The following is a 23766-nucleotide window of genomic DNA, read 5'->3' as shown; positions in this document are numbered from 1 at the left end:
CTTCGGCGCCCCGTACAATTCCATATAAGGACTCGCTCCCCTTTTTCAAGAGCCACAACCGACAAATGGCAAACCCTCTAGGCAACCGAAGGTATTGAAGCTGGCAACTCAAGGAGCGCATCTATTCGCTCACATTCCGTCTCACGACGTATTTCACCAAATAACTCAAAAGCCTCCTCATAATTACGAGAAAGCATGCCCAGCCACTGTTTGAAACGACCTGGCGCGTAGCGTGGCGCCATCTTCTGGCGAGCCTTAAGCCAGAACACCTGTAGCAGCGAAAAAAGCTCCTCCCACTGCATAGGATCGATAGGCTCACCCTGGACACTTGCAGCTATCTGCCGAGCCAGGTCTGGCCGAGAGACCAAACCACGCCCCAGCATGACATCCGCAATGCCGCAGACTTCGCGGCACCGCCAATAATCTTCCAGCGTCCAGATCTCGCCATTAGCCAGCACAGGTACATCAACCACCTCCGCTACTCTGGCAATCCACTCCCAATGAGCCGGCGGCTTATAGCCATCTCTTTTGGTGCGAGCATGTACGACCAGCTGTTGTGCGCCACCAGAAACCAACGCCTGCGCGCACTCCAAAGCACCCTCAGGACTGTCATACCCTAAACGCATCTTAGCGGTTACGGGGATATGCGCCGGAACGGCACGGCGAACATGGGAGACAATGGAGTGAAGCAATTCGGGCTCATTAAGAAGAATGGCGCCGCCTTTGGAGTTATTTACCGTTTTGGCGGGACAGCCAAAGTTGAGATCAATAACCGGAGCACCCAGTGTGCAGGCATAGGCCGCATTCTCCGCGAGACAAACAGGGTCCGACCCCAGGAACTGTACCCGCATAGGCACTCCTGCACGCGTCATGGAGCCATTTGCCAGTTCAGGAGCATATTTCTGATAGGTTGACTGAGGTAATAAGCGATTGGTGATACGAATGAATTCAGTAACGCACCAATCAATGCCACCTACCTGCGTTAGCAGATCTCGCAGGATTTCATCAACCAACCCTTCCATGGGTGCCAAAGCGATTTGCATGCGGACCTCTGAAGATACTTAAAGCGAACTAGGCAATGCCTGACCATAACCCCGGATGAAAGCTTCAGGCATTCGTCGCGGTTTACCTGAAGAGAGCTCTATGCAAACAAAGGTGGTTATTGCGCGCAGCACGGTAAGACCGTCAGATGGACGCACCAGCTGAAATTGGCGCGTCATGCGCAGTCGCTTATCCCAATCGGTCAGCCAAGTCCCTAGCAGCAACTCATCGCCCTTAAAGGCACTTGCCAGGTAATCTATCTCGTGTCGGACTACCGCCATAGCCCGATCCAGCCGATGAAACTCATCAACCCCAAGCCCCAAACTGTTGGAATGCTGCCAAGCACACTGCTCTAGCCAAGAGACATAAACGGCATTGTTTGCATGCCCAAGCGCATCAATGTCGCTAACCGACACTTGCAGCGACATGACGAACGGATTTTCACGATCCCAACTCATATGGCCTCGCCGGAACATGTTTGTACAGATTTTTCAGGGCACAAAAACAAAGGGCTTGCATTTCTGCAAGCCCTTTGGGGTATGGCGCGCTCGAGAGGATTCGAACCTCTGACCGCTCGGTTCGTAGCCGAGTACTCTATCCAGCTGAGCTACGAGCGCGCAACTTGGTGGTTTTATATCCAGATCACCACTGGTAAAGCCGGGTGCTTGTTAAGCACCCTTCAAAATGGCGCGCTCGAGAGGATTCGAACCTCTGACCGCTCGGTTCGTAGCCGAGTACTCTATCCAGCTGAGCTACGAGCGCGCTGAGGGTGCACATTATAGGCTCATACTTTATCGAGTCAAGCGAATTTTCTTAATGAAATCAGAGGGATAGAACTCTGAATCGCTTTTCTCGGAACCTGTAACGTAAATGGCGGTGAGGGAGGGATTCGAACCCTCGACACCCTTTTGAGGTGTACTCCCTTAGCAGGGGAGCGCCTTCGGCCTCTCGGCCACCTCACCGCGACGGGGCGTAATATACGCGTTTTTTTTTCGGATGCAAGCAAAAAGTTAAATAAAAATCAGATGTTAGGCTCTTGGTCCTTTTCCTTTTGGATACGCTGGTAGATTTCCTCGCGGTGAACCGCTACTTCTTTAGGGGCATTTACGCCAATGCGCACCTGATTTCCCTTTACTCCCAGGACCGTTACGGTCACTTCATCGCCTACCATAAGGGTTTCTCCAACCCGTCGAGTTAGAATAAGCATTCCTTTTCTCCTTTCGTTCAGGACCACAGTCTGCAAAAAAAATCAGGATCAATTCCGGGAACCCGCGATCCTTACTGATCTATTGACCAATACCGCCAGAAAGAAAGTTCCGGCGGCATGATCAAATCGATGGAAGGCACCTTAAACCGCCCTCCAGAGAGCTTGGCTATTCGCTTACCCGAGCAGGCGCATCGAGCTCGAATGCCGTATGAAGAGCGCGTACAGCCAATTCCAGATACTTCTCTTCGATGACCACCGACACCTTGATTTCAGATGTCGAAATCATCTGAATATTGATGCTTTCCTTGGCTAGCGCTTCAAACATCTGGCTGGCCACACCGGCGTGAGAGCGCATACCGACCCCCACAATCGAAACCTTGGCAATCTTGGTGTCGCCTGTTGCCTCGCGTGCACCAATGGTGGACGCCGTCTGCTTAAGAATTTCAAGAGCATTCTGGTAGTCGTTACGGTGCACCGTAAAGGTGAAGTCTGTGGTGTTATCGTGCGAAACGTTCTGCACGATCATATCGACTTCGATATTGGCCGCACTAATAGGACCCAGGATCTTGAATGCAACACCCGGGGTGTCTGGAACACCGCGGATAGTCAGCTTGGCTTCGTCACGGTTAAAGGCGATGCCGGAGATGATCGGCTGTTCCATGGATTCCTCGTCATCAAGAGTAATAAGGGTGCCTGGACCCTCTTTGAAACTATGAAGTACGCGCAGAGGCACGTTGTATTTGCCTGCAAACTCGACCGAGCGGATCTGCAGAACCTTCGAGCCGAGGCTGGCCATTTCCAGCATTTCCTCGAAGGTAATCTTTTCAAGACGACGCGCATGAGGCACTACACGCGGGTCGGTGGTATACACACCATCCACATCGGTATAGATCTGACACTCACTCGCCTTGAGCGCGGCTGCCAGCGCGACACCAGTGGTGTCAGAGCCGCCACGGCCCAAGGTAGTAATGTTGCCTTGCTCATCCACGCCTTGGAAACCTGCCACAACCACGACTCGCCCAGCCTTGAGTTCGGCACGGATACGATGCTCGTCAATACTGACGATGCGCGCTTTGGTAAAGGCGCTATCAGTCAGGATCCGGACTTGTCCACCGGTGAAGGACACGGCCGGAACACCCCGCTTGGTTAGTGCCATGGCAAGTAGGGCAATAGTCACCTGCTCACCTGTTGACACCATTACATCTAACTCGCGCGGGTTTGGCTGCGGCATGATTTGCTTGGCCAGATCGATCAGACGATTGGTCTCGCCACTCATGGCAGAAACCACCACCACGATGTCATCACCGGCTTCGCGGAACTTCTTGACCTTTTCGGCCACCTGTTCGATGCGCTCGACAGTACCCACCGAGGTGCCGCCGAACTTCTGTACGATCAATGCCATTTAATTGCTGCCTAACGCGAGGGCGCTCATTTAACAATTCAGGTATACACCTGCCAAGGGCTCACAGAGCGCGATGCGAGCCCCATCGCTTATTCAATCACAGTCCTGCTTCGGCAAAGCTGCGGGCCAGCTCCAGTGCGCCTTCCAACGCAGCCGGATCGGTACCACCACCCTGAGCCATATCAGGACGACCACCGCCCTTCCCGCCTACATGCGCAGCGGCTTGCTTCATCAGGTCACCCGCTTTCAAGCGACTGGTCAGATCCTGAGTTACACCTGCTACCAGAACAACCTTACCGTCCTGCTCACCGCCCAGTAGAATCACGGCAGAGCCCAGCTTGTTCTTGAGCTGATCCACCATAGCCATCAGGGCTTTACTGTCCAGCCCGTCAAGGCGGGCAGCCAGCACCTTGACACCCTTGATTTCAACGGCAGAGCCTGCCAGATCATTGCCGGCAGCGCTGGCTGCCTTGGCCTTGAGCTGCTCCAGCTCCTTTTCTAACTGCCGGTTACGATCAAGCACACCGGAAAGCTTGTCGATGACGTTCTCACGGCTGCCCTTGAGCAGGCCGGCTGCTTCCTTGAGCTGTTCTTCCGCCTTGTTCAGATAGCCCAGTGCGCCAGCCCCAGTGACTGCCTCGATACGGCGTACACCCGACGCCACACCACCTTCACTGATGATTTTGAAGACGCCGATATCGCCGGTGCGGGCAACGTGAGTCCCGCCACAGAGCTCAATGGAGAAGCCATCACCCATGGTGAGTACGCGTACGGTATCGCCATACTTCTCACCAAATAGCGCCATGGCACCCTTGCGCTTGGCGCTTTCGATGTCCATCAACTCAACCTGAACTGGCGTATTGCGACGAACCTCAGTGTTGACGATCTCCTCCAGGTCCTTGAGCTGCTCAAGCTTGATGGCCTCAAAGTGACTGAAGTCGAACCGCAGACGTTGGCTGTCAACCAGTGAACCCTTCTGCTGAACATGATCACCCAATACCTGACGCAACGCAGCGTGCAGCAGGTGTGTTGCCGAATGGTTAAGCGCAGTTGCCTGACGCACCGAGGCATCCACCTGCGTTTCCAGCGTCTCCCCGACCTTGAGGGTACCTGCAGCAACCAAACCATGATGCAGGAAAGCGCCGCCCGCTTTGGTGGTATCACGCACATCGAAGCGCTGGCCATCAGCGAATAGATAACCGCTATCCCCTACCTGACCACCCGACTCGGCGTAGAAAGGCGTCTGGTCCAGCACCACAACACCCTCATCCCCTTCAACCAACTGAGGCACTGGGTTACCGGCCTTAAACAAGGCGACAATCTTTCCACTACCGGCGTGGCTGTCATAGCCCGTAAAGAGCGTTTCGCCATCAACCTTGACCAGGCTGTTGTAATCCACACCGAACGAGCTGGCAGAGCGCGCACGTTCACGCTGAGCTTCCATCTCCCGCTCGAAGCCCTCTTCATCCAACGTAAGATTACGTTCGCGTGCGATATCGTTTGTCAGGTCAACCGGGAAGCCGTAGGTGTCATACAGCTTGAACACTACGTCACCTGGAATAACATCACCTTTGAGATCTGCCAGATCCTGTTCCAGGATCTTAAGGCCTTGTTCCAAGGTCTTGGCAAACTGCTCTTCCTCGGTACGCAGTACACGCTCGATATGCGCCTGCTGGGCTTTAAGCTCAGGGAAGGCATCACCCATTTCAGCCGCCAGTGCTGCAACGATTTTGTGGAAGAACGTGCCTTTGGCGCCGAGCTTATTGCCGTGACGGCAGGCGCGGCGAACAATGCGGCGCAGCACATAGCCACGACCTTCATTGGAAGGCAGTACGCCATCAGCAATCAGGAAGCCGCAGGAGCGGATATGGTCGGCAACAACCTTTAGTGAAGGTGCATCGTCATTGGCGCAACCAATGGCTTCGGCAGACGCTGCCAGGAGGTTTTTAAACAGATCGATCTCATAGTTCGAATGCACATGCTGCAGCACGGCACTGATCCGCTCCAGGCCCATGCCCGTGTCAACACTTGGCGCAGGTAAGGGATGCAGAACACCATCGGCTGTGCGATTGAACTGCATGAAGACGTTGTTCCAGATCTCGATATAGCGGTCGCCGTCTTCTTCTGGCGAGCCGGGCGGGCCGCCCCAAATGTCTTCGCCATGATCAAAAAAGATCTCGGTGCAAGGGCCGCATGGTCCAGTGTCACCCATTGTCCAGAAGTTATCGGATGCATATGGAGCACCCTTGTTGTCACCGATACGCACCATGTGCTCTACCGGCACGCCAACTTCCTTGGTCCAGATATCGAACGCTTCGTCGTCGGTTTCGTAGACAGTAACCCACAGCTTTTCCTTGGGCAGCCCCAACCATTTGGGTGAGGTTAGAAATTCCCAGGCAAAGGTAATGGCATCACGCTTGAAATAGTCGCCAAAGCTGAAATTGCCCAGCATTTCAAAAAAGGTATGGTGACGCGCCGTATAACCGACATTTTCCAGATCATTGTGCTTGCCACCGGCACGTACGCATTTCTGGCTGCTAGTCGCTCGGGTATAAGCACGCTTTTCAAGCCCAAGGAAGCAATCCTTGAACTGGTTCATACCTGCGTTGGTAAACAACAGGGTTGGGTCGTTCGCGGGGATCAGCGAACTTGAGGCCACTCGGGTGTGCCCCTTCTCTTCGAAGAAGCGGAGGAAGGCTTCACGGATTTCTGCGCTTTTCATAAATTCTTCCAGACAGATACAGGGCTACAGCGCGCCAGCAAAGACTTGCAGTATATCGGGACGGAGCGCCGGCTGTCGTCAATTTGCGATATAGGCAATGCCTATTTAATTCAAGTGGATTCAGGCCTTGCGGTAGGCTGCGAATGCTTCCAGTACGGTTTTGATATCCGCCTCGGACACATCCAGATGCGTTACCAACCTTAACCGTGCAGCTGCACTGACTACAATGCCTCTTTCTCTCAGGAAAGAAGCCAGCTGGGAAGCCTCATCGCCCATGGCAAGGTAAACCATATTGGTTTGTACTGGCTCAACAGTGTAGCCCAACTCACTAAGCCCTTTAGCGAGACGCTCTGCATTGGCATGGTCTTCTGCCAGACGTGTGACATTGTTTTGAAGTGCGTAAAGCCCAGCTGCCGCAAGTATGCCAGCCTGGCGCATACCGCCCCCAACAACCTTGCGCCAGCGGATGGCCTTGTCAATCAGCTCTTGGCTGCCGCACAGAACAGATCCTACCGGCGCGCCCAGCCCTTTTGAGAGACACACCGACACGGAATCGAAATGACGTGTGATTTCTTTTGGTGCAACGCCTAGTTTGACAATAGCGTTATAGAGACGGGCACCATCCAGATGGAGAGCCAGCCCGTGCTCAAGGGTGAAGCGGCGGGCATCGGCAAGATAGCTTATGGGAAGGACCTTGCCATGCATGGTATTTTCCAGGGCAAGGAGACGGGTACGCGCGAAGTGAAAATCCTTGGGTTTGATATAGGACGCTACCCGATTTAAATCCAGGCTACCGTCACTTTCCATCTCAACTGGCTGCGGCTGGATAGAGCCCAGGACAGCCGCCCCACCCCCTTCATACTTGTACGTATGAGCAAGCTGCCCGACCAGATACTCATCACCCCGCTCGCAATGCGCCATAAGCCCCAATAGATTGCTCATGGTACCAGTAGGTACAAACAAGGCGGCCTCAAAACCCAGCTCATCTGCCAAGTGATGCTGCAGTTGGAGAACAGCAGGGTCCTCACCGTAGACGTCGTCCCCCACTTCAGCCTTCGCCATGATCTCGCGCATTGCTAGCGTAGGCTGAGTGACGGTATCACTTCTCAAATCGATGAGGCTCATACAAACAGCTCCGGAACGTGGAAACCCCCGATGCTAATGCAAAGCCGCCTCGAAAATCACGAATTGTCTACTGCCGTAGTCGGAACAATCAAAATGCCTGCACGCAGACCGGGCTTTACGTTTGGATTCGGGAAAATGATCCGGGCGTCTGTTTCAGTAACCACCCATTTCTGAGGACCGTCCTCTGCAAGCAAGTAACCCTCAGGCAGCGGGCTGAAATTAGCGACATCATCGGCCAGATGCAGGCGAAACGCTTCGCTCTGCTTGATGATTTCCCGCGACACGTGAAATACCTTAAGCCGCTCCAGTTTCTGAGGCAGTTCAGGCTCGCATTGCTCGATCATGGCCTTGAGGCGGGCCTCCAGCAGACTGACATCCACTCCAGCATTCTGGCCAAATGGACGAGCCTTTCCCAATTCAAGCGTAAAGGCTTCGGCCTGATGGGCCGCGTAACTGTAGGCACTGAATGTGATACCGGGCTTGCTCTGCAACAGTACAGCATCAATACCTGCCGCTTCTAATCGAACCATTTCAGCCTGCGAGTGCGCTCTCCCTTCGCTCCAGGGGTACAGCGCAAACCGTTCAATAGCCGAGCCACGAATCGCTGTATGCAGATCGTAATGGAGCCGAAGCCTTTCCGGCTCGCTGAAAAACTGCGTAACCAGGCGCTCCAATTGATCGGCTCGTTGAGCTTCGAATCCAGAAGTCAGCGCATGTTTGCCATTGAACAGGCGATTCATGTCCTGCTCAACGAAGCGAACATTGCGCCGCATGGCTTCGGGGTTACCCAAGAGAAAGAGAATTCGAATACGCGGTTTTATTTCACCGCGCGCGATGCCTTTGAGAAGGCGATCCAGCATTTCGATAGGCGCTGTCTCGTTACCGTGTATGCCGGCTGACAGCAGAAGATCAACGCCCGCATCCGTCCCATTAGCCGGTTTGACCAGCAAGGCACCCTCACTCAACCACTGCAGGCGGATGCCGCTGGAGGTTACCTGGATCTTTTCGGCTGGCTCCCGGCCAGCCAATGTGAGTTCAAGCAGCTTGCCCAGAGAAAGACCGTACTGTTCCGTCATGATGATCCTGGCTGGCAGTAGTGTTAGTCAGTGATCATGCCCACAACCACAATCTGGGCCATGCTCATGGTCCTCTGCAACCGGCTCCAGGCTGAGCGCCAGCCCAAACTGATTCACCGCCTGGGGGCGTAGCGCCAGTACCGGGGTTTCAGCCTCGTCTTCAAAAGACTCGGCATAGATCGTGAGCCCACCTTGTCCATCCGGCTCCAGCCAGAGGTCACGGCCATTGATTTGAACGGCAACACGAGCAGCGCGTGCTTCGCGGCGCTCGCCTTGGGTATCTTCAAGAATAAGGGACAAGCTTTCGATCATGTCTGCACTCAATCGATCTGGAATGGGTATACCGAACCTAGTCCCAAGATTTGTGTAAGCTCATCCAGGGCTGTTCGGCATTCGAATAGTAGCTGCGGATCGGCCAGGTCGGATACGTTCAGGCGATCCCGGTAGTGAGTATCTACCCAGGCCAGCAGTCGTGTATAGAGCTCGGTTGTCATCAACACCCCTGGATTGACCGCATTAAGCTCTGTCTCCTTGAGTGCTACACGCAGCCGTAGACAGGCTGGTCCCCCGCCGTTCTGCATGCTTTGCTTGAGGTCGAACACCTTGACTTCGCGAATAGGGCCGTCGCTTTTAACGAGCTGATCCAGATACGTCCATACCTGAGTATTCTGGCGACACTCTTCAGGCACGATCAGTAGTGTCTGGCCATCCGGCTTGAGTAACAACTGACTGTTGAACAGGTAGGAACGTACTGCGTCGTTTACGCTTACCTGGCTATGAGGCACGCACACTGCGCGCAATGTTCCACCGCGGCGATCCAATTTATCTGCCAGCTCCTTGAGAACGCGGTCGCTCTCCAGAAAAGCGTCTTCGTGGTAGAACAGCACTTCGGCATTGCCCACTGCAATTACGTCATTATGAAAGACGCCCTGATCTATTACTTCAGGGTTCTGCTGGGCATAGACTACGCCTTCGTCCGTCAAGCCATGCAACCGTGCAATGGCCTGTGACGCTTCCAGGGTTTGGCGCGCCGGGTAACGCTGTGGTGACGAATAACGACCATCGAATGCACTCCGGCCAAACACGAAGAACTCTACGCCAGCCTCATCATAGTCACGGCAGAAACGTGTGTGATTGGCAGCTCCTTCATCACCAAACTGGTTTACTGCCGGCAAGGCGGGATGATGTGCGAAGTGTTTTTCATCATGGAACATGGCCGCCAGTACACGACTGGTCGTAGGATGTTCAATACTGCGGTGAAACTTGCTATTGAGATTGGCTGCCGTGAAATGGACCCGCCCATCGGCCGTGTCTGCGCTGGGACTGACCGTTGCGGCATTGGCCGTCCACATTGACGAGGCAGAGCTGACCGAAGCCAGCAGTGGTAAGGCCTCTCTTGCCGCCTTTTCTACAACCTGTGCATCTGTTCCAGCAAATCCCAGCTGACGCAGCGCCGCCACATCAGGGCGCTCCTGAGGAGCAAACACACCCTGCTTGAAGCCAAGCTCCATCAACGCCTTCATTTTGGCCAGCCCTTGGCGAGCTGCCTCGCGAGGGTTCGAGGTGAGCTGCCCATTACTTTGAGAGGCTACGTTTCCATAGGAGAGCCCCCCGTAGTTATGTGTTGGGCCGACCAGTCCGTCGAAATTGACTTCATAAGCACTCATAGATGGACTCCAGGCAACAGCGTTGCCGGTAAATCAAGCGTGTCTGCCTCCAGCGAGGCGACCGGATAAGCACAGTAATCCGCCGCATAGTAAGCACTGGGGCGATGATTGCCTGAAGCGCCTATGCCGCCAAAGGGAGCACTGCTGGCAGCGCCCGTCAACGGCCTGTTCCAGTTGACGATACCCGCGCGTGACTCGATCAGGAATTGTTCGTACCTCGCTCTGGATGACGAGAGCAAGCCTGCCGCCAGACCAAAGCGGGTAGCATTAGCCTCGCGTACAGCCTCGTCAAAACTGTCGTAGCGAATGACTTGCAGCAACGGCCCGAAGAATTCTTCGTCAGGACGATTGGCAACGCCAGTCACATCCAGAATGCCGGGCGTGAGCAAAGCGTTCTGAGCATGAGGTTGAGTCATGGTCAGCAACGACACTGCACCTGCAGCCAAGAGACGCTCCTGCGCCTCAAGCAGCTGGCGGGCAGCCTCCAGAGAAATTACAGTGCCCAGGAAAGGCGCAGGCTCTTCATCAAAGCGACCGATTTGGAGCTTGGCCGCCGCCTGAACCAGACGCTGCAGGATAATGTCGCCCTGCTCCGTCTTCGGCACCAGCAGACGACGCGCACAGGTACAGCGCTGCCCGGCCGAAATGAAGGCTGATTGCAGAATGGTATAGACCGCCGCCTCGACCTGTTCAACCGTGTCGACCACCAGCGGATTATTGCCCCCCATCTCAAGCGCCAGAATTTTATGAGGCGCACCGGCAAACTGTTGATGGAGCAAGGCGCCTGTGCGACTGGATCCTGTGAAAAACAGGCCATCAATATCAGGCTGTGCCGCCAAGGCAACACCGGTAGCACGAGCGCCCTGTACTAGATTGAGTACACCGTCCGGCAGGCCCGCTTCAACCCAGCACTTAACCGTGAGCTCGGCGACACCGGGCGTCATTTCACTGGGCTTGAAGACAACCGTGTTTCCTGCCAGCAAAGCAGGCACGATATGTCCATTGGGCAAGTGGCCTGGAAAGTTATAAGGACCAAATACCGCGACAACGCCATGCGGCTTATGTCGCAGCAGAGTTCTGGCCTCACCCAACGTACCTGCTTTTTCACCGGTCCGCTCGTGATAGGCCTGAATCGAGATGGCTACCTTGTTCACCATACTGGTGACTTCTGTTGTAGCCTCCCAAAGAGGTTTGCCGGTTTCCATGCCAATCGCATTGGCCAGCTCCTGGCTACGCGACTTGAGCGTTGCGGCAAAGGCCTCGAGCACCTTGATACGTGCTTCCAATGGCTGACGAGCCCAGGCTGGAAAGGCTGCTCGTGCGGCAGCCACTGCGGCCGCTACTTGAGTATCGGTCGCTTCTTTTCCATGCCAGACAACCGCCTGCCCTACAGGATTCAGCGAGGTGAACTCGGCACCCTCGCCAGCTAGCCATTGACCGCCAATATAATGCGTACTCATATCGTTTTCTCCTAAGGCGCGACCGGCACAGCGCGAACCTGAGCGCCAGCAGACAATTGCAGTCTTCTTGCAGTAACAAGGTCAACGACCAGCGTTCCCGAAGCTACTCGTGCAGGCGCAGCCGTAATCCGACAGCCCTCTCGCTTACGGTTATGAATCACATAGGGTTGGGCATCTTCGCCTGGCGTCCCGATGGACAGCACAAGAATCTGACTATCCCGGATAGCACGAACCTTATTGGTTTCGCACTCAATCGCTGGGCCTGCATCGAAAATATCTACATACCCCTGGTAGGCAAACCCTTCCGCATTAAGCATCCGCAGAGCCGGCTCGGTATCCGGGTGAACACGCCCGATGACGGCACGGGCCTTATCTGACAAAAAGCACGTATAAAGCGGAAACTTCGGCATGAGCTCAGCAATGAATGATTTATTGCCGACACCCGTCAGGTAATCCGCCTGGGAAAATTCCATTTTGAAGAAGTTACGCCCCAGATTCTCCCAGAATGGAGACAGCCCTCGACTGTCAGACACGCCCCGCATTTCAGCGATCAACTTGTCTGAAAACAGCGAGCGGAACTCTGCGATGAATAGAAAACGCGCCTTGGACAGAAGGCGTCCGTTCAACCCGTTACGATGGCCTGCATGCAGGAACAACGAGCAAAGCTCCGAGTTGCCTGTCAGGTCGTTAGCCATGAACAGCGTAGGAATCTGCTGGTGAATATTAAGCTCACGGGAGGCGCTGACCGTGAGCCCTACCCGATAGTTATACCAGGGCTCACGCAAACCTACGGCACCAGCAATACCGGAAATACCAATAACCTTACCGTCGTCCTGCTCGAGTACGAAGAGATAGTCCGCATCGGCACGCTCAGCGTCACCGCGGAAGGTTTTTTCAGCCCACTCCACCCGGTGAGCCAGACGCTCTTCACTGGCTGGTAAGGTGGTAAGCCCGGCGCCTGTTGTGCGCGCAAGCTCAATCAGCGCGGGCAAATCCGCGCGGGTAACAGGACGAATGATCATATTCCCTCCGATGACTCAGGCCGACCTTTAGTCGCGCTTGCGTCTGACGCGCCTTGGGCACGCATTACTCTCATGACAACGGTACGTTTCATGGTTAAACGGCGACGAGCCGTACGGTATCGCCTGCCTTGACGTTCAGCGCAGCTGCAGCAGCAGTTGACAGGACTGCTGGGGCTCCAGGCTCCCAGTCGAGTTCGTAAACAATGGCGCGGTAATCCTGGAGCAGGTCGTTACTGATCAGATACGAGCGAGTGCCCTCGACAGCATCTCGCACCTCTACCGAGACTATATGGCTACCCGCCATTGAACGAATGTTATTGGTGCGAGCATGCAACGTCGGACCGCCGTCGAAAATATCAACGTAGTTGTCTGTCTCGAAGCCTTCGCGAGTCAGGATATCGAAGGTGATCTGTGCACGTGGGTGGACTTGACCTATTGCCTCTTGCGCTGCATCGGTCAGTAGCGGCACGTAGATCGGGTAAATTGGCATCAGCTCGGCCAGAAACGTACGACTCTTGGCCCCGCAAATGCGCTCCGCTTCAGCATAGCTTACGTCAAAGAAGTGCCGGCCTACGGAGTCCCAGAATGGCGAGTCACCCTTCTCATCACTCATGCCCACGATCTCGACCACAACAGACTCGGCGAACCGCTCGGGATGACCAGCCATGAACATCAGGCGGCCACGCGAGTTGAGCTCGGCGACAGGCGTATCCAGAAAATCACGATCAAGATAGAAGCTGCTCAATACACTGTTGCCGGTCAGATCGTGGCAAAGCGAAAGCACATGCGTCTTGTTGTGAATCTTCAGCTCACGGGAGGCATGAATAAAAGTCTCGTTCCGAAAGCTGTAGAACGGCTCGGAAAAACCGGCCGTGGCGATGATGGCAGAACAGCCAACCAGGCGCCCTGTGTCTAAATCTTCCAGGACAAAGAAATAACTTTCTTCGCCATTAAAGCTGACTTCAGCTGCAAACGAGGCTTCTGAAACCCGGATCTTTTCCTTGAGCCGCTCGATGTCATCCGGCAAAGAGGTGACACCTACCGGACTGTCCGCGGCCAGATGCTGCACATGGGGCAAATCGGCTGCCCGAGCAGGTCGCATCACCAGCATGAAGTCACTCCTTATAGTTTTTCTAATTGAAATCGTTCTTGAATGCCGTGGCGCCTCCCTGCGCCACGTTTAAGCTTAGGCCTGGGTAATTCGAGCGACAGCACGCTCCAGTCGGGCTAGACCCTCATCGATGTCAGCCTCGCTGATAACCAGGCTAGGTGCAAAGCGGATTACATCCGGCCCCGCCTGAAGCACCATGAGCGACTCTTCATTGGCCGCAGTCAGCACTTCCTTTGCGCGGCCTTTCCAAGGCTCGCTCAGCGGAGCGCCAATGAGTAGCCCCATGCCACGAACGCCAGAGAAGATCCCGTATTTGCTGCCCATGGCCTCAAGTGCAGTGCGGAAACGGTTATGGCGAGCCTTCACACCCTCTAGTACTTCAGGTGTATTGACCACGTCCAGCAGAGCAGCGCCAATAGCGCAGCCAAGCGGGTTACCACCATAGGTGCTGCCGTGGGTTCCGACTGATAGATGTGCCGCCAGCTTGTCGGTCGTCAGCATCGCAGCCAACGGGAAGCCACCCCCAATACTCTTGGCCGTCGTCAGAATGTCGGGCGTGATGCCATAGTGCATATACGCGTAGAGATAGCCTGTGCGGCCTACGCCGCTCTGGACCTCATCAAACACAAGCAGTGCGCCATGCTGGTCACACAGATCGCGCGCGCCTTGCAGGTAGGCTTGATCCCCTGGCAGCACGCCGCCCTCGCCCTGGATAGGCTCAAGCACAACCGCACAGGTTTTCTCGGAAATAGCCGCCTTGAGGGCGTCCAGATCGTTATAGGGCACATGAGTAATGCCCTCGATCTTCGGACCAAATCCCTCAGAGTACTTGGGCTGGCCACCCACGCTTACGGTAAACAGCGTACGACCATGGAAACTATTGGTTGCGGCAATGATTTCATAACGGCTTCCGCCACTGACATCATGCCCATAACGACGCGCCAGCTTAAAGGCGGCCTCGTTGGCTTCTGCACCAGAGTTGGCAAAGAAGACACGATCGGCAAAAGTCGCATCAACCAGTTTGCGAGCCATGCGCAACGCAGGTTCATTGGTATAGATATTGGACACATGCCAGAGTTTGTTGGCCTGCTCCATCAGCGCCTGCATCAGGGCAGGATGACCATGCCCCAGCGCATTAACCGCAATGCCGCCGGAGAAATCGATCAACTCACGCCCTGCCTGGTCCCAGATTCGTGAACCCTCACCTCGGACGGGAATGAATGCGGCGGGTGCATAGTTGGGCACCATGATCTGGTCGAAGTCGGTGCGTTGCACCGAGAGCTGCGGAGCAGACATCGAAAATTCTCCTGCCTGTTGTTGGCTAGCGATGGAAGGATTGTAGGGAGTAGTTCACGCCGGGCATTGCCGCTATGCGACAACTATTTACAGCGCACAACCAGCCCGCGGAGCGGCTTACAGATATGCGACAGAAAACGTCGGCAATACGCAGTCTAGGATGTACGGGCGGATGCGGGAAGCATCAGTAGACACTCATTTTTAACGCACAGTTGACCTGCGTTGAGTGAGCCTACCAAATAATGGCCGCAGACATGCGTCTGCGGCCATTGATCTTACTGGGTCACGTTAGGCGCTACACGGCTAGTGCCGTTAACTGTCACGATGCGGACACGCTCGCCTACACGGAATACTTCACCCTTGCTTACTTCCTGTACATAGGCCCGTGTGCTGCCGTCGTCTTCACGCACCGTAACCTCTACACCGTTGGCACGGGTGAAGCCTTCTTCGGTAGCTGCGCCAAGCAGACCGCCAGCGACAGCACCTACGATGGCGGCTACATAACTACCCCGCCCACCGCCCACGCCACTGCCGGCGATACCGCCTACTGCAGCACCGGCACCTGCGCCAATGGGCGTTTTGGTTCCTTCAATCTTGACGGGACGCAGGGCCGTAATGGTACCCATGCGTACAGTCTGTACCTGACGGGCTTCATCACGTGAATACACGTCACCGGTCTGGCTGGACACGCACCCTGCCAGCAGTACAGAGGCAGTCAGTGCAGTAATGATTTGAGTGGCTTTATTCATCGTTCAACTCCAGTTCCTACAGGGCTGTTCTCGGCGGAACCCTATGGTGGACCCTCCGCCTTACAGGAATGTTCAGCTTTTATCATGCTCTCACACTGCTCTACGGCAAACGGTCAAATCTTGAATCGCAGACAGCTTTTGTTCATACGCTTCGCTTATTTTGCCTGAAGTCGAGAGATTCAACCCACGTAGGGCTAGCGTGACTGTCGAGCCAGACGCCAGAAGCGGGCAAGGTCAGTAGAGCGTGCGCGCAACTCTTGAGCGGCGGTCTGGCACGCCCGCTCAAGCGTGATAGGGCCAGGTGCCAGGCTGAAGGCTGCCTCGATACCTGAGTCATAGACCTGCTGATAGCGCTCGCCCAGGCTACCAACCAGCGCAACCACCGGCACACCGGCCTCACGGGCTATCTTGGCGACGCCTACAGGTGTCTTGCCATGCAGGCTTTGATGGTCAAGTTGCCCTTCTCCTGTAATGACCAGATCAGCGCCCCGGATTGCTTCGGCCAGCCCTAAAATCTCTGCAACCAGCTCGATTCCCGGACGGAACCGCGCGTTAAGAAACGCCTTGGCAGCAAAGCCCAGCCCTCCAGCGGCTCCCGCTCCCGGAAAATTACGGTGGTCCTCACTCAGTGCGCAAGCTACAACCTGAGCATAGTGACCAAGCGCTGCATCAAGCACAGCGACATCGTCAGGCGTTGCTCCTTTTTGGGGGCCGAAGATATGAGAAGCGCCGTGAATACCACACAATGGATTGTTGACGTCAGCTGCCACCTCGATACGAACAGTGGCAAGGCGTCGATCCAGCTGGCTCAGATCAATCCTGGTAAGGCTGGCCAGCGCCGCGCCGCCCGGCATCAAAGGCTGATCATGCTCATCCAGGAATTGGACGCCCAGAGCGCTAAGCAACCCTGTGCCGCCATCATTCGTAGCGCTGCCGCCCAATCCCAAGATGATTCGCCGAGCGCCTTCATCCAACGCAGCCTTGATCAGTTCACCCGTACCATAGCTGCTGGCACGCTTAACGTCCCGCTGCCCTTTCGGAACCCAATGCAGACCGCTGGCGGCCGCCATCTCGATCACGGCCGTATCGTCCTCCAGCCATCCCCAATGAGCGGGCACTGGCTGCCCCAGCGGGCCCTGCACAGTCATTTCTCGGCGCTGGCCACCCGTTGCCGCCAGCAGCGCGTCAACAGTGCCTTCACCACCATCGGCCATAGGTTTCAGTTCAATGGCAGCTGAAGGAAATACCTCTCGCCACCCTTCGGCAATTGCTTGAGCCACCTCGGGCGCACTCAAGCTTTCCTTAAAAGAATCAGGTGCAATCACGAGTTTCATAAATGCTCTCCCGGCTGGCGGCCCAGCCTTTCGGTAGGTATGACAGGCCGTTACAGCAGGAACAAACTCAGTAGCCATACCGTGGCCATACCCGCGAGCCCTTGAATCAGAGTGGCGAGTGTCTGGGCGCGATACGCTGTAGCCACACTCATGCGGCTGAATTGAGTTACAACCCAAAAGAAGCTGTCGTTGGCATGAGAAACCGTCATGGCCCCCGCGCCAATAGCCATCACAGTCAATACGCGGCCCATTTCACTGTCGAGCCCTAGCTGCCCCAGAAGCGGTGCTACCAGAGCGGAGGTTGTTACCAGCGCCACAGTGGTAGAACCCTGCGCGGTTTTCAGGGCAGCGGATACTACAAATGGCATGAACAAACCGATTCCCAGTGCGGAGAGCGTGCTCCCGAGATAATCCCCTAGTGGAGTTACTTTCAAGACCGCACCAAAAGCCCCGCCGGCGCCGGTGATAAGCAAGATAGGAGCGGCGGATAGAATGCCTTCAGCCACATGATTCTGAAATTCCTTACGCTTGTCGTCACCCTTGAGCAACGAACACGCCAGCACCAGACCTACCAGGAGCGCAGGAACGGGTTGCCCAATAAAGCCCAGCAACGTCAACACTGCTCCTTCACCAAAAGGCTTACTGGGAAAAGCAGCAACCGATCCCAGGCAGATCAGTGCAATCGGAATGAAGATAGGAGCAAATGCCTGCCAGGCACTGGGAAGAACACCATAGCTTTCCCGTAATGCAGTGAAGTCCTCCTGGGAGGGTATCGGCGTGCCGTCATCGACCAGTTTAATGTCTTTGTTCAGGAACCGGTTTGCCCACCAAAGACCCGCCATGGCTGTTACGAACGACACGATAAGGCCAACGCCAATAACCAATCCCAGGCGCGCATCGAGCCCCAGGTTACCTGCTGCAGCAATCGGCCCTGGTGTAGGTGGCACGAAGGTATGCGAGGCATAAAGTCCAGTCGCCAAGGCTACACTCATGGAGATCAAGGAGACCTTCATCCGGGCTGCCAGGGCATTCTTCAATGAGTTAAGGATGACGTAACCGGAATCGCAGAATACGGGTATCGAGACCAGATAGCCGATAATGGACAAGGTTAGTGTTGGGAAGCGCTCACCGAGTAGGCGGATTACGGTTTCGGCCATGGTAATGGCTGCGCCGCTGCGCTCCAGAATCACACCAATGATAGTGCCCAGCACAATAACAATACCGATATACCCCAGGATATTGCCAAAGCCTGTTGTAAGGGTTTTAGTGATATCGGTAACGGGGATTTGATAGGCAAAACCGGCTAGAAAAGCAGCCAGGAGCAAGGCCAGGAACGGATGAAGCTTAAAGCGTGTAGTGGTTACGACGATAAAGGCAATCAACGCCACCAGGATAAAAACGAGGCTCATGACAGGCTCCGGTTGTTATTGTGATCGGATAACTGTGAATGAGCTTATTGTGCTATCACTTCCAAGGATTACGCTTGGTACAAATGCACAGCAAAAAGCTTGATTTATCCGCTATATTTTGTGCAATTGCATAATGTCAGGTGCAGTCTAAAAGACTGATTCCCAGCGATAGATACAACCACTGCCCCAGCATATCGTGACTAAGGCCAGTCAACTCACAGATGCGTTCAAGGCGATAACGTAGAGTGTTTCGATGGATATTTAAGGAGGCGGCACAAGCCGAAGCCTGTCCGTGATGCTCGCACCAAGCCTGCAAGGTCCCTCGCAAAACGCCATTTTCATCTTGTGCAAACAGCCGTTTAAGCGGTTCGAGCCAGCCCTGGAGAAGCCAGCTTTGCCTTTGGCTATAGAGCAGAGCTGTAAGGCGGTGCTCATCCAGTTTAAGCAAGCGCACGGTAGGCAAGCAGGCCCGGGCATAAGCTTGCAACAGGCGCAGCGACTGGCAGGCCTCTCGCAGATCAGCCAAACACTCCAGCGGGCCGGACGCTGTAAAACGCAGTACGTTTAGCCCCTTGGCCTTTGCCTGATCAAGCCAGGCCTGCTCTTCATGGGGGCGCCCGAACGGACGGCACCAGAACCATTCCTGCATACCAACCGGGGCACAGAAACTTTCCAGATTAGCCGATAGCATGGCGCTGAGTGCCTTGGCCGATCTGGAGTCAGAGGCTTCATCCAACTCGATGAAACACACCTGACGCGGCCAACTTAGTGGCACCTGCTGTCGTTCAGCCTCTACAGAGAGCGTATTCAGGCCTACCGAAGGGTCTAGTAACTGTCCGATCCAATTATCCAGCCGATGCCGCTGCCAATGGCGCTCCATATGGGACTGCCGCTGTTCCACCAGCATTTCAGCAGCCATCCGAACCAGTTCGGCATACGGTCTGACAACCTCTGGCGTACCCGTGATACCAAGCACCCCAATTAGCCGTTCGGCATAGAGCAATGGCACATTCACGCCGGGCCTCACCCCACGCAGACAGGAGGCTGCCTGCTCATCGATCTCGACGACTCGACTGTTGGCCAGTACGAGTTGGGCACCTTCATGGCGGGTATGCAATCGCAGCGGATCACCGCTACCGATAATCATACCCTGGGCATCCATCACATTGATGTTATAGGGAAGGATTGCCATGGAGCGATCCACGATGTGTTGCGCAAGGGTTGAATCAAGTTCAATCACGGCAATCCCTTCCTGATCGGAGCAGCGGTTTATGGAGCCAGACGCTGGCGTTTCCAGCCCTCTCCTTCACGACGGTAGTCAAGCCGATCATGCAAGCGGCTGGAGCGGCCCTGCCAGAATTCAATCCGCTCAGGAACCAGCCGGTATCCCCCCCAGTGTGGTGGGCGCGGTGGCTCTTCATGGGCAAAGCGTGCCTGGACCTCAGCTACTCTCGCCTCGAGTGCTTCCCGTCCATCAATCGCCTGGCTTTGCGGTGAAGCCCAGGCGCCCAATCGACTTCCCAGTGGCCGGACGCGGTAGTAGGCGTCGGACTCCTCAGAACTTACGCGCTCGACTACGCCTTCAATCCGTACCTGACGCTCTAATGTGGGCCAGAAAAAGGTCATTGCGGCCTTGGGCTGCTCGACGAGTTGCTGTCCTTTGGCGCTGTCATAATTGGTGTAGAACACAAAGCCCCTGGCATCGACACCCTTGAGCAGGAGCACACGGCAATGTGGCTGTTGCCCGGCATCGACAGTCGCCAGCACCATGGCATTGGCCTCTACCGGGGGTTGCTCGGTTTTAACGGCGTCCTCAAACCACTGACCGAACAACGCAAATGGTTCGGCCGGGGCCTGCGCTTCGGTTAGTCCGTCGCGGGTGTAATCACGACGCATGTCAGCCAGCGTCTGGGTCATGGCAAGCTCCTGATTGGGAATGGAACTTACAGCTTACCCAGTCAGGCGCCAGGTTGCATGACCCATGCCGGGTATATGGCGAGTTAGCATCCGAAACTTTCGGGTTTCGGATGCTTTAATGACTCAGCGCTGGCTTTGCAGAGAGGCCAGCACAACCGTACGTGGCTGGATCAGAACTTCGACACGACGGTTCTGAGCGCGCCCTTCGGCATTATCGTTTGCAGCCCGCGGCTGGGTATCGCTTAGGCCGCGAACGACAAGGCGGCTGCCGCCGAGGCCGCTCAAACGGAAAATGGAGGCGACTGCCTTCGCACGCCCTAAACTGAGCTGATCATTGATAGGCTTGGTGCCGGTACTATCGGTATGGCCAAGCACAATAACAGCGCTCTCATCATCCTTGCTGACCAGCTTGGCCGTACGCCCTAACGGGCCCAGCATGGAAGGAAGAAGCATCTCAGCGCGATCTGGGTTGAAGGAATCATCTACGTTGGCAATCAGTACCAGGCCGTCCTCCCGACGCTCCATTTGCATCTTGCTACCAGAAATGGCTTCACGAATCGTTTTTTCGTGCTGATCAAGCCACTCTTTGCTGACTGTAATTTCCGGGACTTTCGCTTGAACCTTTGCCTCGGTTACAGTCTTGTCGCCTTTTCCGAACGGCCACCACCAATGACCGTCCTCTGTTTTCGCCTGGGCGTCGACATTGCTTTGCGATTCTACCTTTGTCTTTGCCAGAGGAACCGGTTCCTTGGCAGCAGTAACATCGCTTTCCTTGTGAAAATAACTGCAAGCGGAAACGCTCATGCAGAGAACGACAGTAGTAGTCTTGAGCAGCTTCATGCGTTTTTATCCCATCAGGCGCAAGCCCGCCGAATCGGCACCGACAGGCGAAGTTAAAGTGGTTTCTTAGATTGTGTCTTTAACTGACTATTTCGCAAGAGTTCTACGTTGTCCTTTTGTATCAACCGACAGGCGGTTAAGCAAAAGACAAGACATAGGGTCGGTTTAGGCGAGATCGGTAAGAGTAACACGTCATAGACAGGGCTTATCAAACGATAGATAGCAAGCTATTGAAATTAGCACTGGCCATCACTACGCTGGGCGCGTCAATTTGTCCTCCCTTGCGTACACTTATGTCTATAAATACACCTAAAGAAATCGCAACACTGGCGATACAGGCTGGTATTGCCAAAAATAGGCTTTCTGTCTTTACCCTGCTCATCCTTGGCGTTATGGCCGGCGCTTTTATTGCTACTGGTTTTCTTCTCGATATTCATGTGATTGGCACCATGCCTGCTGAATGGGGCACGTTTGCGGGGTTCATCGGCGCGGCCGTTTTCCCGGTCGGTCTGATCATGACGGTGTTGGCAGGCGGTGAGCTGCTGACGGGTAATATGCTGCTATTGCCAATGGCACGTTTCGCAGGTGCTATCCGTACAGCTGGAGTGATTCGCAACTGGGTCTGGGTTACTTTCGCCAACCTCATTGGCAGCGTTGCCGTAGCCTATTTCTTTGGCCATGTACTGGGCCTGACCGAAGGCGTTTTTCTGGATAAAACTGTTGCCATTGCGCATGCGAAGATCAATGCAGACTTCTTTCACGCGTTTGTTTCCGGTGTCGGCTGCAACTGGCTCGTTTGCCTGGGCGTCTGGATCGCTTTTGCCAGCAAGGATGTTGTGGGTAAGGTTGTTGGCATGTGGTTTCCTGTCATGGCGTTTGTTGCCATCGGTTTTCAACACGTTGTTGCCAATATGTTCATTATTCCGGCTGCTATTTTTGCAGGCCAGGCTACATGGGCGCAGTGCCTGCCCAATCTGGTAGCCGTGTTCCTGGGCAATGCTGTGGGCGGTGCCGGTTTTGTAGGGCTGGCTTATTTCCTGGCGTATCGCCCCGCGCCTGCACAGGTGACAGCTGACCTGGAGTTAGCGCTGCACAAAACCCAGGCGGACCTTGCGCCAGCGGCCCCTGCCTTAAAAGCCGTTAATGACTGATGATTTGAGTTGAAATAACCAAGTGGCCTTTAGCTCCATGCCGGCCACTTCGGTTCGCGCTCTTATCAAAGGCACTGCCCTACGGCTTCCGCCAGCTGCTGCGCCCGTGGGTCCATGAGAATATAAGGACCTAATGTATTGGTGGCAAAACCAAACGCCACCTTTCGCTCAGGATCAGCGAATCCGATTGATCCGCCAGCACCAGGATGACCAAACGCTTGCGCACCCAGTCCGTAAGTAGCATTAACGTGCTCAGGCTGATCCAGCATGAATCCCAGACCAAAACGTGTCGAAGTCATCAACGTCCTGTCATCACCTCGGCTGTGTTCCTTGAGCATTTGTTGTAGGAGTCCCTGGTCCAATAAACGGCCATTGAGCAATCCTGTATAAAATCCTGCCAGTGAACGCGCATTACCATGTCCGTTGGCCGCTGGCTGCTCGAAACGGCGCCACTCTGGTTTATTGGTGCTGGTGAGAATACCCGGCGGATTGGCAAACGCACGAGTGCTCAGGGCCTGCGGGTCTGTCATAGTAGCTTTCAGAAGCCGTTGGGCAGCTGCATCCCCCATATCACCCTTGCCTCGAGCGATATGGGCAACTCGATATTCTTCGCTTTCCGGCAGGCCAATATAAAAATCCAGATCAAGCGGTTTGGCTGTTCGGGAAACAATAGCCTCTCCTGGCGAGCGGCCATCAATACGGCGGATTAGCTCACCTATTAGCCAGCCATAGGTCATAGGTGAATAGCCATGTGTCTCGCCCGGCACCCACCAGGGCGTCTCTGCCGCCAAGGCAGCCGTCATGGTGTCCCATTCGTAGAGGGCATTAGCAGGTAATGGGGCATGCAGCGCAGGAAGTCCTGCCTGATGGCAGAGTAACTGCCGCACGGTAATAGCACCCTTGCCTGCTGCAGCGAATTCCGGCCAGTAGTGCTGTACAGGCCTATCCAACTCAAGCTTGCCTTCCTGAACCAGCTGCATGGCAGCCACGGCGGTAAATGCCTTGGTACAGGAAAACAGATTCAATACCGTGTCGGTCTGCCAGGCACTCTGCGCATCCTTGTCTGCCGTACCGGCCCAGAGGTCAAGGACAGTTTCGCCGTCTACCTGAACACACAAGGCTGCACCGCGGGTATGTACGCCTCGCCCAGGCTCATCGAACAACGCACAGAAGCGGTCCTTGACTGTCTCGAAGGCCAGATCGAAATAACCTCGGGTCTGCACAACTGTCTCCTCAT

Annotated in this window: 21 protein-coding genes and 3 tRNA genes; 1 reads left to right on the top strand and 23 read right to left on the bottom strand. The window is 55.1% G+C overall.

Going from position 1 to position 23766, the window contains the following annotated elements:
* Window positions 1-77 precede the first annotated feature (77 nt).
* From IEX86_RS09270 to IEX86_RS09165, 22 genes are all read right to left on the bottom strand, one after another.
* Window positions 78-1043 (bottom strand): tRNA dihydrouridine synthase, encoded by a 966-nt coding sequence (locus IEX86_RS09270; protein WP_188865834.1) that lies wholly within the window; start codon window positions 1041-1043, stop codon window positions 78-80.
* An 18-nt stretch (window positions 1044-1061) separates the two neighbouring features.
* Window positions 1062-1499: an acyl-CoA thioesterase gene (locus IEX86_RS09265; RefSeq protein ID WP_188865833.1), complete on the bottom strand. Its 438-nt coding sequence runs from the start codon at window positions 1497-1499 to the stop codon at window positions 1062-1064.
* 82 nt (window positions 1500-1581) lie between these two features.
* Window positions 1582-1658, bottom strand: a tRNA-Arg gene (locus tag IEX86_RS09260).
* A gap of 68 nt (window positions 1659-1726) precedes the next feature.
* Window positions 1727-1803: transfer RNA gene (locus IEX86_RS09255), tRNA-Arg, on the bottom strand.
* A gap of 109 nt (window positions 1804-1912) precedes the next feature.
* Window positions 1913-2003: transfer RNA gene (locus tag IEX86_RS09250), tRNA-Ser, on the bottom strand.
* A 59-nt stretch (window positions 2004-2062) separates the two neighbouring features.
* The gene (gene csrA, locus IEX86_RS09245; protein WP_010794953.1) at window positions 2063-2248 is read right to left on the bottom strand and encodes a carbon storage regulator CsrA; all 186 of its coding nucleotides are present in this window, start codon (window positions 2246-2248) and stop codon (window positions 2063-2065) included.
* A 166-nt stretch (window positions 2249-2414) separates the two neighbouring features.
* The gene (locus IEX86_RS09240; protein WP_188865832.1) at window positions 2415-3650 is read right to left on the bottom strand and encodes an aspartate kinase; all 1236 of its coding nucleotides are present in this window, start codon (window positions 3648-3650) and stop codon (window positions 2415-2417) included.
* A 97-nt stretch (window positions 3651-3747) separates the two neighbouring features.
* On the bottom strand, window positions 3748-6372 hold the full coding sequence (gene alaS / locus IEX86_RS09235) for an alanine--tRNA ligase (RefSeq protein ID WP_188865831.1): 2625 nt from the start codon (window positions 6370-6372) through the stop codon (window positions 3748-3750).
* A gap of 120 nt (window positions 6373-6492) precedes the next feature.
* Window positions 6493-7497, bottom strand: a complete 1005-nt coding sequence (gene ltaE, locus IEX86_RS09230) for a low-specificity L-threonine aldolase (RefSeq protein WP_188865830.1) — start codon at window positions 7495-7497, stop codon at window positions 6493-6495.
* A gap of 56 nt (window positions 7498-7553) precedes the next feature.
* On the bottom strand, window positions 7554-8573 hold the full coding sequence (gene astE / locus IEX86_RS09225; RefSeq protein ID WP_188865829.1) for a succinylglutamate desuccinylase: 1020 nt from the start codon (window positions 8571-8573) through the stop codon (window positions 7554-7556).
* Between the two features lie 27 nt (window positions 8574-8600).
* Window positions 8601-8885, bottom strand: coding sequence for a GTPase (locus IEX86_RS09220; RefSeq protein ID WP_188865828.1), 285 nt, complete (start codon window positions 8883-8885; stop codon window positions 8601-8603).
* Between the two features lie 8 nt (window positions 8886-8893).
* On the bottom strand, window positions 8894-10240 hold the full coding sequence (gene astB, locus IEX86_RS09215; RefSeq protein WP_188865827.1) for an N-succinylarginine dihydrolase: 1347 nt from the start codon (window positions 10238-10240) through the stop codon (window positions 8894-8896).
* A complete protein-coding gene (astD, locus tag IEX86_RS09210; protein WP_188865826.1) occupies window positions 10237-11700 on the bottom strand; it encodes a succinylglutamate-semialdehyde dehydrogenase in 1464 nt (487 codons plus the stop codon). The genes astB and astD overlap by 4 nt, the downstream gene beginning before the upstream one ends.
* Window positions 11701-11711: 11 nt before the next feature.
* On the bottom strand, window positions 11712-12722 hold the full coding sequence (aruG, locus tag IEX86_RS09205) for an arginine N-succinyltransferase (RefSeq protein ID WP_188865825.1): 1011 nt from the start codon (window positions 12720-12722) through the stop codon (window positions 11712-11714).
* 94 nt (window positions 12723-12816) lie between these two features.
* Window positions 12817-13833, bottom strand: coding sequence for an arginine/ornithine succinyltransferase subunit alpha (gene aruF / locus IEX86_RS09200; protein ID WP_188865824.1), 1017 nt, complete (start codon window positions 13831-13833; stop codon window positions 12817-12819).
* Between the two features lie 75 nt (window positions 13834-13908).
* Window positions 13909-15129 (bottom strand): aspartate aminotransferase family protein, encoded by a 1221-nt coding sequence (locus IEX86_RS09195; protein ID WP_188865823.1) that lies wholly within the window; start codon window positions 15127-15129, stop codon window positions 13909-13911.
* 275 nt (window positions 15130-15404) lie between these two features.
* The gene (locus IEX86_RS09190) at window positions 15405-15878 is read right to left on the bottom strand and encodes an outer membrane lipoprotein (protein WP_188865822.1); all 474 of its coding nucleotides are present in this window, start codon (window positions 15876-15878) and stop codon (window positions 15405-15407) included.
* Between the two features lie 194 nt (window positions 15879-16072).
* Complete coding sequence (locus tag IEX86_RS09185) at window positions 16073-17212, bottom strand: glycerate kinase family protein (protein ID WP_188865821.1); 1140 nt, start codon at window positions 17210-17212, stop codon at window positions 16073-16075.
* A gap of 50 nt (window positions 17213-17262) precedes the next feature.
* Window positions 17263-18621, bottom strand: coding sequence for a GntP family permease (locus tag IEX86_RS09180; protein ID WP_188865820.1), 1359 nt, complete (start codon window positions 18619-18621; stop codon window positions 17263-17265).
* 136 nt (window positions 18622-18757) lie between these two features.
* Window positions 18758-19861, bottom strand: coding sequence for a sugar diacid recognition domain-containing protein (locus IEX86_RS09175; RefSeq protein WP_188865819.1), 1104 nt, complete (start codon window positions 19859-19861; stop codon window positions 18758-18760).
* A 29-nt stretch (window positions 19862-19890) separates the two neighbouring features.
* Window positions 19891-20538 carry a pyridoxamine 5'-phosphate oxidase gene (gene pdxH / locus IEX86_RS09170; RefSeq protein ID WP_188865818.1) on the bottom strand — a complete coding sequence of 216 codons (648 nt, stop codon included), beginning with the start codon at window positions 20536-20538 and terminating at the stop codon, window positions 19891-19893.
* 123 nt (window positions 20539-20661) lie between these two features.
* Window positions 20662-21378, bottom strand: a complete 717-nt coding sequence (locus IEX86_RS09165; protein WP_188865817.1) for an OmpA family protein — start codon at window positions 21376-21378, stop codon at window positions 20662-20664.
* Window positions 21379-21671: 293 nt separating this feature from the next.
* On the opposite strand from IEX86_RS09165, the gene IEX86_RS09160 reads away from it, so the two are divergent.
* A complete protein-coding gene (locus IEX86_RS09160) occupies window positions 21672-22529 on the top strand; it encodes a formate/nitrite transporter family protein (RefSeq protein ID WP_188865816.1) in 858 nt (285 codons plus the stop codon).
* Window positions 22530-22594: 65 nt separating this feature from the next.
* Here IEX86_RS09160 and IEX86_RS09155 read toward each other — a convergent pair whose 3' ends face one another.
* Window positions 22595-23752, bottom strand: a complete 1158-nt coding sequence (locus IEX86_RS09155; RefSeq protein ID WP_188865815.1) for a serine hydrolase domain-containing protein — start codon at window positions 23750-23752, stop codon at window positions 22595-22597.
* Window positions 23753-23766 lie beyond the last annotated feature (14 nt).

Source organism: Pseudomonas asuensis, assembly GCF_014646755.1.
In the GTDB taxonomy this organism is placed as follows: domain Bacteria; phylum Pseudomonadota; class Gammaproteobacteria; order Pseudomonadales; family Pseudomonadaceae; genus Chryseomonas; species Chryseomonas asuensis.
This window is presented reverse-complemented; position numbering and strand designations above follow the sequence as displayed.